This is a genomic window from Staphylococcus canis (assembly GCF_016238445.1).
Classification (GTDB): domain Bacteria; phylum Bacillota; class Bacilli; order Staphylococcales; family Staphylococcaceae; genus Staphylococcus; species Staphylococcus canis.
Window position 1 is genome coordinate 84,073 of sequence record NZ_JABANU010000007.1, and the last position, 13,789, is coordinate 97,861.

14 protein-coding genes are annotated in these 13,789 nt (G+C 33.6%); 8 read left to right on the forward strand and 6 right to left on the reverse strand.

The genetic code is table 11. The features are described 5' to 3' along the window. The first annotated feature begins 92 nt into the window (after window positions 1-92). Complete coding sequence (gene mroQ, locus HHH54_RS04120) at window positions 93-845, forward strand: intramembrane glutamic endopeptidase MroQ (protein ID WP_198617572.1); 753 nt, start codon at window positions 93-95, stop codon at window positions 843-845. A 61-nt stretch (window positions 846-906) separates the two neighbouring features. Here mroQ and HHH54_RS04125 read toward each other — a convergent pair whose 3' ends face one another. Further along, window positions 907-2,148, reverse strand: a complete 1,242-nt coding sequence (locus HHH54_RS04125; protein WP_198617573.1) for a hypothetical protein — start codon at window positions 2,146-2,148, stop codon at window positions 907-909. Between the two features lie 178 nt (window positions 2,149-2,326). Here HHH54_RS04125 and HHH54_RS04130 point away from each other — a divergent pair, with 178 nt between their 5' ends. Beyond that, window positions 2,327-3,127, forward strand: a complete 801-nt coding sequence (locus tag HHH54_RS04130) for a carbon-nitrogen family hydrolase (RefSeq protein WP_198617574.1) — start codon at window positions 2,327-2,329, stop codon at window positions 3,125-3,127. 247 nt (window positions 3,128-3,374) lie between these two features. Here HHH54_RS04130 and HHH54_RS11515 read toward each other — a convergent pair whose 3' ends face one another. Next, window positions 3,375-3,452, reverse strand: coding sequence for a delta-lysin family phenol-soluble modulin (locus HHH54_RS11515; protein WP_198617586.1), 78 nt, complete (start codon window positions 3,450-3,452; stop codon window positions 3,375-3,377). 437 nt (window positions 3,453-3,889) lie between these two features. Here HHH54_RS11515 and HHH54_RS04140 point away from each other — a divergent pair, with 437 nt between their 5' ends. Genes HHH54_RS04140 through agrA form a run of 4 tightly spaced genes read left to right on the forward strand, consistent with a single transcriptional unit; the run spans window position 3,890 to window position 6,617 of the window. Next, window positions 3,890-4,420, forward strand: coding sequence for an accessory gene regulator AgrB (locus HHH54_RS04140; protein ID WP_232796240.1), 531 nt, complete (start codon window positions 3,890-3,892; stop codon window positions 4,418-4,420). Further along, a complete protein-coding gene (gene agrD / locus HHH54_RS04145; RefSeq protein WP_198617576.1) occupies window positions 4,417-4,554 on the forward strand; it encodes a cyclic lactone autoinducer peptide AgrD in 138 nt (45 codons plus the stop codon). Before HHH54_RS04140 ends, agrD begins: the two co-directional genes overlap by 4 nt. Before the next feature lie 33 nt (window positions 4,555-4,587). After that, on the forward strand, window positions 4,588-5,886 hold the full coding sequence (gene agrC / locus HHH54_RS11435; protein WP_198617577.1) for a quorum-sensing sensor histidine kinase AgrC: 1,299 nt from the start codon (window positions 4,588-4,590) through the stop codon (window positions 5,884-5,886). A 14-nt stretch (window positions 5,887-5,900) separates the two neighbouring features. Next, on the forward strand, window positions 5,901-6,617 hold the full coding sequence (gene agrA, locus HHH54_RS04155) for a quorum-sensing response regulator AgrA (protein ID WP_198617578.1): 717 nt from the start codon (window positions 5,901-5,903) through the stop codon (window positions 6,615-6,617). Between the two features lie 62 nt (window positions 6,618-6,679). Here the strand turns inward: agrA and HHH54_RS04160 are convergent, their stop codons facing one another. Further along, window positions 6,680-8,140, reverse strand: coding sequence for a glycoside hydrolase family 32 protein (locus HHH54_RS04160; protein ID WP_198617579.1), 1,461 nt, complete (start codon window positions 8,138-8,140; stop codon window positions 6,680-6,682). Window positions 8,141-8,465: 325 nt separating this feature from the next. On the opposite strand from HHH54_RS04160, the gene HHH54_RS04165 reads away from it, so the two are divergent. Beyond that, window positions 8,466-8,711: a hypothetical protein gene (locus HHH54_RS04165; protein ID WP_232796237.1), complete on the forward strand. Its 246-nt coding sequence runs from the start codon at window positions 8,466-8,468 to the stop codon at window positions 8,709-8,711. A 237-nt stretch (window positions 8,712-8,948) separates the two neighbouring features. Here HHH54_RS04165 and HHH54_RS04170 read toward each other — a convergent pair whose 3' ends face one another. The 3 genes from HHH54_RS04170 to HHH54_RS04180 form a co-directional block, all read right to left on the reverse strand. Then, on the reverse strand, window positions 8,949-9,173 hold the full coding sequence (locus HHH54_RS04170) for a sulfurtransferase TusA family protein (RefSeq protein ID WP_198617581.1): 225 nt from the start codon (window positions 9,171-9,173) through the stop codon (window positions 8,949-8,951). A 21-nt stretch (window positions 9,174-9,194) separates the two neighbouring features. Further along, window positions 9,195-10,271 (reverse strand): YeeE/YedE family protein, encoded by a 1,077-nt coding sequence (locus tag HHH54_RS04175; protein ID WP_198617582.1) that lies wholly within the window; start codon window positions 10,269-10,271, stop codon window positions 9,195-9,197. Window positions 10,272-10,812: 541 nt separating this feature from the next. Further along, on the reverse strand, window positions 10,813-11,457 hold the full coding sequence (locus HHH54_RS04180; protein ID WP_232796238.1) for a redox-sensing transcriptional repressor Rex: 645 nt from the start codon (window positions 11,455-11,457) through the stop codon (window positions 10,813-10,815). 148 nt (window positions 11,458-11,605) lie between these two features. Here HHH54_RS04180 and HHH54_RS04185 point away from each other — a divergent pair, with 148 nt between their 5' ends. Beyond that, window positions 11,606-13,558, forward strand: coding sequence for an ATP-binding cassette domain-containing protein (locus HHH54_RS04185; protein WP_198617583.1), 1,953 nt, complete (start codon window positions 11,606-11,608; stop codon window positions 13,556-13,558). Window positions 13,559-13,789 lie beyond the last annotated feature (231 nt).

Consider the following 13,789-nt stretch of genomic DNA (forward strand, 5'->3'; position numbering starts at 1 on the left):
TAATCAAAGTTGGTCAAAAATTCAAGTGATACGCTAATGATTGTGATGATATTTTGAATTCGCTAAAATATTATTTTAAGGAGGTTTTTTTCATGCGTCGATGGATTGTTGCACTACTTACTATAGTGATTTATTTATTAGCTCAATTTTTACCTGCAATTTTTCAATCTTTAGGTTTCATCTCAGCATCTCAATCAATGAGTGCTTTGAAAGAAAGTATTTATATTCAAGTTGCTGCGTTTGTGGTTGCTGCGATTATAATTATTTTTTTACACCAACGCGTCAAAAATCCAATGGCCTATGAGCTTCGTGCTAAAGAAAGAAAACGTTATATCTTACCCTGGATTTTAGCAGGCCTTGGTATCGTTTTTATTGGTCAAATCATTGCTAATCTCATTTCTATATGGTTATTCGATGTGAACGCAGCAAGTGAAAATACTTTATTACTGACACGTATTGCACGTCAAATGCCAATTTTTATAGTTTTAATAGCAGTTGTGGGTCCTATATTAGAAGAGTTTGTATTCCGTAAAGTGATTTTTGGTGAGATTTATCATGCGGTACGTGCCAAACCAATTGTAAAATACCTTATTGCTGGTGTTGTGAGTTCAAGTATATTTGCCATAGCCCATGTAGATTTTAGTCACTTTTTAACTTATTTTATTATGGGTATGATTTTTGCATTCTTTTATATCTATACGAATCGTTTAAGCATCGCTATAGGTATTCATATGGCTCAAAATGCTTTAGTAACATTTGTTCAACTAATGATACCCGAAGAAATGTTGCAAGAAATGATAGAAAAGAGCCAATTTATTTTTCATTTGTTCATCTATCTCAATTAAATTTTAAATAGTAAAAGAGGTTGAAACTTTTGTTAATGAACTTGTTTCAACCTCTTATATATTATTTATTATGTTCTCTTCCTTTACGCCAAAAAATGTAACCCAGTAATACAGCGATGATAACACTTAATCCGATAAACGTAATTTGTTTTATAATATTAAAGTGTTGCCCTTGCATTTGTTGATTTTGTGCACTTTGGGTTACACCCATATTCTCTCCGTTTTGTTTAATCGTCTTCACTTTATCTTGTGTTTTCCCTACCGATGTTCCTGCCTTTGAAGCGTCTTGAACATGATCAAACTGATGACTTTCTTCTTGTTTTGCACTAAGCCGTATTATATCTGGCATAGGCTTTTCTTCAGTTTCACTGTTTTGTGATGTTCTAGAAGAGAATGACAGTTCATCATGATTGGATTCCGCATACTCGTTAGATGATTCTGAAGTTTTAAGTATATCACCTTGAGGGGTTTCAGTTGTATTATTATCCTCTTGAACCCCTTCATTTTCAGAGCTATGTTGTTCTGTATTTTGGTTTTGCCCATTCGGAGGAGTTTGAGATGGTTCGTTAGACGGTGCACTTAAACGCCCCGTCTCCTCATCAGAGCGTTGAGAATCATTAGATTGTTGTGCATCATTATGCGTGCCTTGTTGCTCGTTTTGCGTATCATTAGGCTGATTTATAGTGTTGTTCTCCTCAGCTGAGGGTTGACTATGCGACTGATTGCCTTCTTGCTTTGGTGTTTCACTAGGCGGTTGTGGACTGATTTGACCTGATCCTCCTCCACTACTAGTCATATCATCTTTTCCGGGTTGCTCTGTTTTTGGTGGGGTTTCTGTACTAGAATTCTCTTCTTTTTTAGGTGTTTCTGCTGAATTTGATGGTGATTCCGTACTAGGTTCTTCACTTGTATTCGGGTATTCTTCTGTACTGGATGACTCTTCCGTACTAGGTGACTCTTCTGTACTTGATATTTCTTCCGTACCGGACGACTCTTCAGAATTTGGGAGTACTTCTGAAGGTTGGGTAGGAGCAGGAACTTCTTCAGATTTATCCACTTCACCTGGAACTTCATTTGTCTTCACATTGTCTTGACTAGAGACTTCGGTAGACGTCGTTTCATTTTGTGTCGTTTCTTCTGATGGCGTATTGTTTTGAGAGTTAACTACATTAGAATTAACATGAGTATCTTCAGTTGATTGCGCGAGTGTTACATTTTTATCTTGCTCTAACGCTCCAAACGTAATAAAGCTTGCAAGCATCCCAGATAAACCAATTGTTAAATTGAAATGCTTCATACGCATGTATCTCACCTCCGTTACTGATAAATCCTCATAATTTTTAACAGATTACGTCATTATTATAACATTGCCAACACGCAATTAACATTTATCTTTGTCGTTTCATCTATCAAAGACATTTAGTTTTATATTCACATTTATCTTTAGTACACTTATATTCATAGTGAGGAGGAGAATAACAATGAAAATACAACTCTTTCAATTTAAAGTCGAACCCGCTCAAGCCGATCAAAATAAAGCTAAAATTGAAGCATTATTCGAAAAACATGTAGACGATACTGTAGATGTCGTTGTGTTACCTGAAATGTGGAATAATGGTTATGCATTACCTTCTTTAAATGAATTAGCGGATCATAAATTAGAAGATTCATTGCCATTTATCCAATCGTTAGCACAAAAATATCATGTCGACATTATTGGCGGTTCTGTGTCTAACCATCATGAACAACAGTTATTTAATACTGCATTTGCGGTAAACCAAAATGGTGAACAAGTTTATGAATACAATAAAATTCATCTTGTTCCGATGCTTGATGAACCAACTTATTTAGATGGCGGTAATAAAGTGCCTTATTCATTTAAATTAAGTTCAGGCACTGATGTGTCACAAATCATTTGTTATGACTTACGTTTTCCAGAAATCAGTCGCTATCCAGCAGCATCTGGCTCTGAGATTTTATTCTATGTAGCCCAATGGCCAACACCACGTCTTAACCATTGGCGTGCGCTTTTACAAGCTCGCGCAATTGAAAATGATGCATTTGTTGTTGCGACAAACAGTTGTGGAAATGATGGCAAAACAGATTATGCTGGTCATTCTATGGTTGTCTCACCTAATGGAGAAATTATTGAAGAAGCAGATGAGCAAGAAAGTGTTCTAACGGTAACTATTGATACAAGCGAAGTATCAAAACAAAGACAAGCAATACCCGTTTTTGATAACATGCGCCCAGATACTTATCGCTATGCACAACGTAAATAAGCACAAAAAATAACCAAGCAAGTTTGGGAGTACTTGCTTGGTTTACGTTTTATATTAAGGGAATTTTGATTAATTACAGTTATTCTATTTATTATAATTGGGGATGTTATTAATTATGAAAAAAATTAGTGAATTTACCGATTATTAAATAATGTTTACACTCGCTTATTCATTTTGGAACTAGCAACTTCATTCTTAATTAATATACATACGGGAAAGGTTGTTAGCATTACCTTACGTATGGCAATTATTTAGTGAATTTTTGAACAGTTTCTGCGATTAATTTTACGAATTCGATGATTGTAGAAATAATATCTTGTGCCATAGTAACACCTCCTCAAAAGTATGATCATTTCCAAAGACAAATAGATTTGTTTGTTCTAAGTAAGTGTATCTGAGCGAAGAATACAATTACTGAGTTGTAAACTGACTTCATTTAGCTTTTTAGTTGGAACAACATCATTCTCATAAATAATGACTATTGCATCTCAACCTTCCAATCACTCGCTTGTGATTATGTCTATATTTAACCATGGATTTTCCCCTTTATGTTGATTTTTGCGTACTTCATCATATTTCATTCTTAACTGTGGACAAAATTTATAAAAAACATATTATTTCACCTAAATCTAACAGTTACGCATGATAATCAAACAGTTAGGCAAAAATGAGTTTTTGGTGTATAAAGTAATATATAATCTAATTAAGGAGGAAAGAACTGTGCAAATTATCGATAAGGGAATTGAACAACTTGCACTTAAAATGCAAGAGAAGCAAAACTTAGATCATATCGAATTTTTGAAAGTACGTTTGGGGATGCAAGTTGTTGCAACAAATCTCTTTAAAGGTATTGTCACATACGGACTTGCACTCCTACTACACACATTTTTATACACACTCGTCGTACACATTAGTTACTTTGTATTGAGACGATTTTCGCATGGTGCCCATGCAAAATCATCCTTATTATGTCACATTCAAAACATTGCGTTATTCGTAATTGTGCCATTACTGATAAGTTATTATGACATATCATTCGTATTTATGTTATGCTTAGCTATATTAGGGGTATTAATTGTTATACGATTTGCGCCTGCCGCAACGTTGAAACAACCAATTAAGGCATCTCGTCGAAAAGGCTTAAAGATTAAATCTATCATCGTTATAGTAGCGTTTATCTTATTGTCACTCGTGGTGCCAAGCCCTTACCAACAACTTATTTGTTATGGTTTAGTTTTACAGTCAATAACGTTATTACCAATATTTTTCCCTAAGGAGGCACTTATATCATGAATATTTTTGAAGGTCTTTTATCATTAATTACTAAACTTTTCCAATCAATCGGTAACTTTGCGAGAATTAACACTTGCACTGTTTATTTTGACGAGCCAGAAGTACCTCGCGAATTACTTGATTTAGATAAGTAATATTTAATTATTATTAGAGAGTGTGTATATAATTTGGAAGTCTTAATTGTTATTATTCTATCTTTTTTTCAAGCATTTGCATTATTTACAGTTACTAATATCATTTTAATTGATAGACCAAATTACACACGAAGGGATTACCTCTCTATTGTCATAGGGATTGTAATCCCTTCAACTATTTTGTTTTTATTTATAGGAAAAGCAAGTTTATTTTTTCTTATCATTTGCTTTTTAATTCTATTCTATAAAAAAAGAAGAATTATCGGTATTAATAGTGTTGTAGTTAGTGTATTAATTTTGATATTATGTGATTTTATTTCTACGCTTTTTTACCAGTATATGGTCGCACATGATATTAATTTTTATGTTAGTCAAGTTCTTTATGTACTATCTTTCATTTTAGCTTCAGTTATTATTGCTTTTAGCTTTAGACAACTCATGAATTTTCTCAAATTATCTTGGTTATATGTTAATCGCTTTTATTTGATATTTTTGTTTGTCTTACTACTTTTATTTTTTATCACGATTTATTTTTACCGTCCAACATCGGTTAAAACATTGGATGATATGTTAACCGTAGCGTATCTAGTTTTACTGTATTTCTTAGGATTTGTCGCTGTGATTATTTTAGTATCGATAACAGCAGCTCGAGAAGTACGTTATCGTCGTAATAAGAAAGAAATTGAAGATTACTACAAATATACGCTACAAATTGAAAAGATTAACAATAAAATGCGTAAGTTCCGTCATGATTATGTTAATATTTTATCAACGATGTCGGAATATTTAAGAGAAGATGACCTTGATGGTCTTAAACATTACTTCAACGAACAAATCATACCTTTGAAGAGTAATTTTGAAATGAATGCCTTAAAACTCAATGGTGTTGAACAACTCAAAGTGCGTGAGATTAAGGGGTTAATTACAACTAAAATTTTACAAGCTCAAGAAAATCAAATTGAAGTGAGTGTGGAAGTGGCTGATGAAATTACTGAAATTAACATGGAATTGATTGATTTAAGCCGAGCTTTAGGAATTATCATGGATAATGCGATTGAAGCGTCATCTCAAGTAGAAGAACCAATGATTCAAATTGCTTTCATTAAGACTGATAGTTCTGTTTTAATTATTATTATGAACAAAACACCTAAAGATATGCCGAAATTGCATACTTTATTTAAAGAAGGATTTTCAACTAAAGGAGACAATCGTGGTCTTGGACTCTCTACTTTAAAAGAGATTACAGATAATACGGATAATGTACTCCTTGATACAACCATTGAAAATCAATATTTTATACAAAAACTTGAAATTATGAACGAAGCGTTTTAAGGAAGTGATATTACGTGAAAATTTTAATTTGTGAAGATGATCCTAAACAACGTGAACGTATGGTGGACATTATTGAAAATTACATCATGATTGAAGAAAAACCAATGGAAATTGAAATTGCGACAGATGACCCTTATGAAATTCTTGAAACTTCTAAAAATATGACAGATGTCGGATGTTACTTCTTAGACATTCAACTTGAATCAGATATTAATGGGATTAAATTAGGAAGTGAAATTCGTAAACACGATCCTGTAGGTAATATTATCTTTGTGACAAGTCATAGCGAACTCACATATTTAACGTTTGTCTATAAGGTAGCAGCGCTTGATTTTATCTTCAAAGATGACCCAGATGAGCTTAAAACACGTATTATTGACGTGCTTGAAACGGCACTTAATCGTTTAGATTTGTTGACGAAAGATAATACGATTGAAACACTCGAGTTAAAACGCGGCAGTAATTCCGTTTATGTAAATTATGATGACGTCATGTTTTTTGAATCATCACCCAAATCACACCGTCTCATTGCGCATTTAGATAATCGTCAAATTGAATTTTATGGTAATCTCAAAGAAATGGCTCAATTGGACGACCGCTTCTTTAGATGTCATAATAGTTTCGTTTTAAATCGTCATAACGTGTCTCGTGTGGACTCGAAAGAACGTATTGCTTATTTTAAAAATGATGAGTTTTGTTATGTATCTGTACGCAATCTCAAAAAAATTTAATACAAAAAATGGGACATCCGGTCAGCTTAAACGAACTGAAACAATGTCCCTTTTTTTACGAATTAATCGACTGAACTTAAATCATATTTTGCGATATTGAGATACACTTGACCAGAGTCAGTAGATACTCTAATTTTATTTCCATCTTGAGTCGGAAAGATTCGTGAAGTTAACACACGCTCTCCTTCATTACAAAACACTTCAATACTTGTGGTATCAACAAAGATTCGAAGTTGGTATAAATCCGATGGTAAAACCGCTAATGTTTTTGTAGATGCGCAGCCTACTGGAAGTTTACCACTATCAAAACGGTCTAATATAACCTCTTTAGTTTTACTTTGATAACGAACCACAACATACTCATCCCTAGTGGCTCTAAGTTGAAATTCAAACGCTTGTGCTTCATTCTCTAAAATATCAACAACAAGTTCATACTGCGTACCATCATAAGGATGTAATTGTTTAACGAACTTGTTGGCATATCCTAGTGCCGTCTCTTTTTCCCCTCTCAACTTTCTCAGATTCATATAAGGTTTTTGTTTTAGCTTGCCTTCTTCTAACATCAATGTGCGTGGTAGTGTTAGACAGTTAGCACTTCCTTGATGATCAGTCGGGTACACAACATCTGAATGGTTCATACTGGCAATCATTACTCGACGTCCCACTTCGTCTACAAAAGTTTGCGGCGCATCAAAATCAAAACCATGATCTAACAATTGGAACGGTTCATGCTGAAATTGTAGTGTATCAAAATCAAGATGACCTATAATATATCCACTTTGATTAACATTCGTCATTTCACTTTGTTGATGCATTTTTGGTAGAAATAAGAGGATATCTTTCCCGCTTAACTGGAACAGCTCTGGATACTGCCAAGTCGACTCCATTGTTTTTAACTCTGTTTTGATTTCTCCTAAAAAAGTCCATTTCGCTTCTGGATGTTCAGCTTGATATAATAATACGCATCCTGTTAAATCTTCACGTTGTGCGCCAATGACCACATAAAGCTTATCATCTCTAATTAGAGTAGAAGGATGTTCTAAATTTTGATATCCCTTTGGAGCATGGGGTATAAAAACATGTTCTTTGACACCCAATTGTCCGTCTTCATCTTTTTTCGAAATCACTTGCTGATTCAAATACGTATCCGCTTCTGTTTTTGAATACCGCGTATACATATAGTAGATTGTTTTATTAAAAACAAATGCATGCTCTCGAGATACCCTTATATCTTTTTGAAAGTGTTTATGTGTCATCACTTCATTCGCCGTTTTGAAATCGACCAGATTTTCACTCGTCATTTGATACAAAGCTACTGCTTGCTCTGCTAACCACTGATATGTAATCTCATAATCTCCTTTATTAAAAACAATGCCAGATGGTCCTTTTAAATCTCCAGATTGCGGTTGAATATGGAATTTCTGTTGATAAGGAGAAAAAGATGTGTGGGGTACTGAGGATTTATTATCTTGTATTGTCGATTCAATGGATACATCATGATGTTGATTGGATGCTTGTGTCATAGCTCAATTCCTCCTTAAACGAATATTACGTACGAAACTTCCGGGTCCATACATTCATTATATATCGACCTCGAAAATGAATAGATATATTGATGCTCACATTGGCTATTTTATCATATTTCATCGACTATCTTTATATTAAATTTTCATTTAATTCGTGTTCTAATAATTGTCCAGTTGAACAAGGTAATGATGATGAACACCTTAAATATTTTATAGTAACATTACATATAATTAAAATATCAAACAATGTACTTATTATTAAACAACGGCTTTAATCTTTAATTCAGTCATGTATAATGAAATTAAAAAAGGAGGGAAACTTGTGTCAACAAAATTAATCAAGACATTCATTGAGACTTTTGGTGTCGGTGTTCTAGCCGTTCTCGTTATGTGGATTATCGGATATGTCCCACCAAACCCACGAATATTTAACGTTGTAGATAAAATCACTGTCACTCATTTTTTTGAGAATCGTATTTATGATAATTGGATGATGCTTGCCTTCTTATTCGCCGTGATTGTTACCGCAATCGATGCATTTCAAACTCAAAACAAAGGCGATGAATAATTGAATGCATATTTGTTATAAAATATGTCATATACTTTTTTACTAATTAAAAGATAATCATAGCAGTATCATTCAATATAGTTTATACATACAAACACGACACCTTATTGATGTCATGTCATCAATCTCAAACGTTCTAAGTTTTATAGAGCTTAGTACGTTTTTTTCTTCAGCCAAAATAATAACGGCTAGTGGAATTCACTAACCGTTAAAATCATAATGTATTAAAATTTAAAACTACGCTTTTTGAACTGTAATTGTCCATGATGCGTCATCTAATTGTTCGAAGTTTGTAATTGGATAATTTTGTTCTGCTGCCCAATTTGGGATAGCTTCTGTAGCTTGAGTACAATCAAAATCGATTTTTAATTCGTCGCCACTATCTAATTCTTCAATTTTCTTTTGTGCTTCAATTAAAGGAAATGGACACACCATTCCAACTGTTCCTAATTCATATACCATGTCTATTCCTCCTCATCTAACTTATGACATACTTATAGAAGATTGTGTATGTTGTGAACGTGCTGCTTTTAACGGTTTCACAAATAAAAAGTAACTCATGAACCATGTTCCTAAAATCATAGAAGCTAACGCGATCCATCCTTGCCATGATAATGCTGCTGTAGCAACAAGACCATTACCAATAGAACAACCTCCAGCAACAGCTGCACCAAATCCCATAAATGCGCCACCAAAAGCACTATTACGGATTGTTTTCTTATCTGGCAATCTCCATTTAAATTCTCGTGAACCACGCGCCGCAATATAAGATCCAACGAAGATACCTAAAACTAAAAATACGCCCCAATCAAGTAATGATACATCACCAGTTGTTAAAAACTGAACGATATTCGCTGAAGGTGTTGTAATACCAAGTCCGCCTTGACGTCCAGTAGATTCACTCATCGGCCATGCAAGAAGCGCAATGAGTCCCACAGCAATTCCTGCTATAAATGGATGGAAACGTTTCTCAAATAAAAAGTGACGTAATCCTGTATAGCGTGATTTTAATTTAGGAATCGCTACATTAGATTTTGGTTTACGTAACGTTTTAATCACGAAGTATAATGTAATCGCTACTAATACAATTAACCAAACCCATCCAGGAATACTTGTTGATGATGCCATATCCGCATTAGTTACTGTTGCGCTGTTTATTTTGTCTTTAAATGGTAAAAGAATACCATATTTAGAAACTGCCGCGAAAAAAGCATAGCTTACAAGCGCAATCCAACTGCCGATTAAACCTTCACCTGCACGGTACCAAGTCCCTGTCGCACATCCACCTGCAAGAATAATACCTACACCAAAAATGAATGAACCGATCACAGTACCTACAATAGGAAATGTACCATTATCAATATGAATCACTCCGGCACTATTTAATGTATACACACCAATTGCTTGGATACTTATCGCAATTAAAAGTGCGTAAAACACTTTGTTATTCTTTTGGACATACATATCTCTAAATCCGCCAGTCAAACAAAATCGTGTTCGTTGCATAACGAATCCTAATAACATACCTACAATAAGACCACTTATAATTGTCCAGATCAAAGTATTCCCTCCTATATCCGATAAATATTATAAGAATTATAAACTATTATGCTGATTTTGGCAAGTCTCTGTCATATTTTAGGAATATTTAAACATCTTTAGATAGATTTAAAGCTCTGGATCATAAGTTTTTAAAATTTAAATTCTTTAGTAACTGATGGATTTCAAACTTTTTAGTGCAGATGATATTATTTAGAAAAAATAAGATGTTAAAGTAGAATCAATTAAAGAGAGCGTTTAAACGAATCACAGAAATGGATGCATAGCTGTACTATTAAGTAACATAAATAAACGCCTAAGCATATAAATCAATAAAGTATGCACTTCAAAACATAAAGTTAAATATATGTATTATACTTTAGTCATACTCCAATAATAAAACTCCCTTCCCAATATTTTGAATGTTCCTCAAAGATTGAGGCTTTGATTAATCTCCAAGATCAAAGCCTCAATTTTATTATAAAAAAAGGCGAGACATAATAGGATTGAAGTTGTCATTTATTTCAAATGACTATCCCATTATCTCGCTATCTTCTAGTGATTATGATTGTTTACCGTAATTTTTCATAAAAAATAAAAGTGATTGTAGTTCTACACCTAAATCAATTTGATGCACTTGTACGTCATTTGGTGTTACGATTCGTTTTGGTGTGAAGTTAAGAATACCTTTGATGCCTAATTTAACTAAATCATCCGTAATCTCTTGTGCTACAGATGATGGAGTTGTAAGAATCACAACTTCAATGTTGTCTTTTTGAATAATCTTCTCAAAATCTTTCATATCTTTAACGACAACATCTCCAATTTTTGTTCCGATAATGTCATCATCTACATCAAACGCTTCTGTGATTGTCATGTCATCATGAATCGAGAAGTTATAGTTAATCAATGCTTTACCTAAGTGTCCTACTCCAACGACACCAATTTTAATCACATCTGAGTCACTTAATTCAGATTTAAAGAATTCAAGTAAACTATCTATATTATAACCGTATCCTTTTTTACCTAATTCACCAAAATATGAAAAGTCTCGTCTAATTGTTGCTGAATCTATATTTAATCCTTCACTAATCGCTTTAGAATTTACGCGATCTTCACCTTTAGCTTTGAGCGTATTGACAAAACGATAATATAAAGGAAGACGTTTCAATGTCGCTCTTGGAATTTTATTGACCTCTTTCACCATTTCCAATCCTCCAAAATTATTTCTAAATTTGTGACGTACTTCACAGTTGTTATCTTAATTATACCCGAATTTAAAACTGAATAAAACACTAAGTATTTTATAGATTGCACGTTTATTGTACAATATGGTATTGAGAGGAGTATGCCCGATGATATTAATGCAATTGAGTCAAGTCTCAAAATCATTTGATGGAGAAACCCTTTTTGAAAACGTCAACTTTGAAATTAAAACTGGTGAACGTATCGGTATCGTTGGACGAAATGGGGCTGGTAAATCAACACTCATGAAATTAATCGCAGGTGTTGAAGGCTATGATGAAGGTCATATTTCAAAAATCAAAAATTTACGTCTCGGTTATTTAACCCAACAAATGACATTAGACACCCAAAATACAGTTTATGAAGAAATGTCTAAGCCATTTGCTTATCACCAATCTTTAGCTGAAAAAATGCAGTATGAAGTTGAGTGGTTAAGTCAAAATGCTGATGATTATGATACAGAAGCATATCAAGAACATCTTCAACGGTATGAAAATATTTCAAATGAATATGAAAAATTAGAAGGGTATCAAGTCGATAGTAAAATAAAAACAGTACTGAATGGATTGAATTTTACAGAAGCGGATTATCATCGTCCTGTAGATGATTTTAGTGGTGGTCAAAAAACACGATTATCCCTTGCGCAAATGTTACTCAGTGAGCCAGATTTATTACTTTTAGACGAACCAACGAACCATTTAGACATGGAAACGACAGAATGGCTTGAAGATTATTTAAAATATTTTAAAGGTGCAATCGTTATTATCTCACATGATCGCTTCTTTTTAGATAAAATCGTCACACAAATTTATGACGTTTCTCTTGGGGAAGTTCGTCATTATATTGGTAATTATGAAAAATTTATTCAACTGAGAGATCAATTTTATCAAAAACGACTTGCTGAATATGAATGTCAACAAGATGAAATTAAACGATTAGAACAATTTGTAGATAAAAATATTACAAGAGCCTCTACAAGTGGCATGGCTAAGAGTCGACGCAAAATGTTAGAAAAAATGGAACGGCTTGAAAAACCAATGCTTGATGCAAGACGTGCGAACATCCAATTTGGGTTTCAACGTAATACTGGTAATGATGTTTTCCATATTCGCAACCTTAAAATCGGCTATGACTCCCCTATTACTTCACCTATTCAATTAGAAGTAAACAAAGGAGATCATATTGCAGTTATAGGACCTAATGGTATAGGAAAGTCAACATTCATTAAAACATTAGCCGGTAAAATGACAGCACTTGGTGGTGAAATTACAACAGGTGCGAATTTAAAAATTGGCTATTATGATCAAAAACAAGCTGAATTTTCTTCAAATAAAACGATTTTAGATTATGTTTGGGATCAATACAAACATATGCCTGAAAAAGACATAAGAGCTGTTTTAGGTCGCTTCTTATTTACTCAAGAAGATGTCAAAAAAGTCATTCATGACCTGTCAGGTGGCGAAAAAGCTCGTTTACAGTTAGCTTTACTCATGTTAGAAGAAAATAATGTGCTTATCTTAGACGAACCAACCAACCACCTAGATATCGATTCAAAAGAAATGTTAGAACAAGCCTTGTTAAACTTTGAAGGCACGCTAATATTTGTGTCACATGATCGTTACTTTATACGTGCTTTGGCAAATAAAATATTCGACCTAGACCAAGAAGGCGGTACCGTATATCTTGGTGACTATCAATATTATTTAGATAAATTAGAAGAAAAACGTGCATTAAAAGCGCATCAAAACTCAAAATCTGCAGTAACAGAGAATGAATCAACAGTAGATACAACAACTTCTCAACAAGCAACATATCAAGACTTAAAAGCACAACGCAGAGATAAACGTAAAATTGAAAGACAAATCGAAACGTTGGAAGCAGATATTGAGCAATTCGAAGCAGACATCGAAGTCATCGATCAAAAAATGCTAGATGACACAATCATCAACCAATACGAAGAAACACAAGCGCTCGCTAATGAACGCGCAACACTCGAAGTAAAACTCAACCAAACACTCGAGTCATGGGAGCAGCTACAACTCCAACTTGACCAATATAACTAAAAGGTCTTTGAGAAAGTAATTTGAACAGAACTATAACAATTTAGGAAATGATTTATAATGTTAAAGAATCACGACGTTCTGATGAGAATTCAGCTTTTGAAAAGTGGCTCTCTGTCAAATAGGACTGGTCAGCTCAATTAAGGAGGTTAGGCAACTTGCTGTTGCTTAACTTCCTTTTTCTTTTCTGATGCGAATAATTTTGAACTTAAAATGATTCTATTACGAAAGTGC

Coding starts and splice junctions, on each gene's coding strand:
- HHH54_RS04170 (WP_198617581.1), bottom strand. CDS start 9,173: ATGGTATATGAATTAGGAACAGTTGGAATGGTGTGTCCATTTCCTTTA.
- HHH54_RS04180 (WP_232796238.1), bottom strand. CDS start 11,457: ATGGTGAAAGAGGTCAATAAAATTCCAAGAGCGACATTGAAACGTCTT.
- HHH54_RS04130 (WP_198617574.1), top strand. CDS start 2,327: ATGAAAATACAACTCTTTCAATTTAAAGTCGAACCCGCTCAAGCCGAT.
- HHH54_RS11515 (WP_198617586.1), bottom strand. CDS start 3,452: ATGGCACAAGATATTATTTCTACAATCATCGAATTCGTAAAATTAATC.
- HHH54_RS04185 (WP_198617583.1), top strand. CDS start 11,606: ATGATATTAATGCAATTGAGTCAAGTCTCAAAATCATTTGATGGAGAA.
- mroQ (WP_198617572.1), top strand. CDS start 93: ATGCGTCGATGGATTGTTGCACTACTTACTATAGTGATTTATTTATTA.
- HHH54_RS04160 (WP_198617579.1), bottom strand. CDS start 8,140: ATGACACAAGCATCCAATCAACATCATGATGTATCCATTGAATCGACA.
- HHH54_RS04140 (WP_232796240.1), top strand. CDS start 3,890: ATGCAAGAGAAGCAAAACTTAGATCATATCGAATTTTTGAAAGTACGT.
- HHH54_RS04125 (WP_198617573.1), bottom strand. CDS start 2,148: ATGCGTATGAAGCATTTCAATTTAACAATTGGTTTATCTGGGATGCTT.
- agrD (WP_198617576.1), top strand. CDS start 4,417: ATGAATATTTTTGAAGGTCTTTTATCATTAATTACTAAACTTTTCCAA.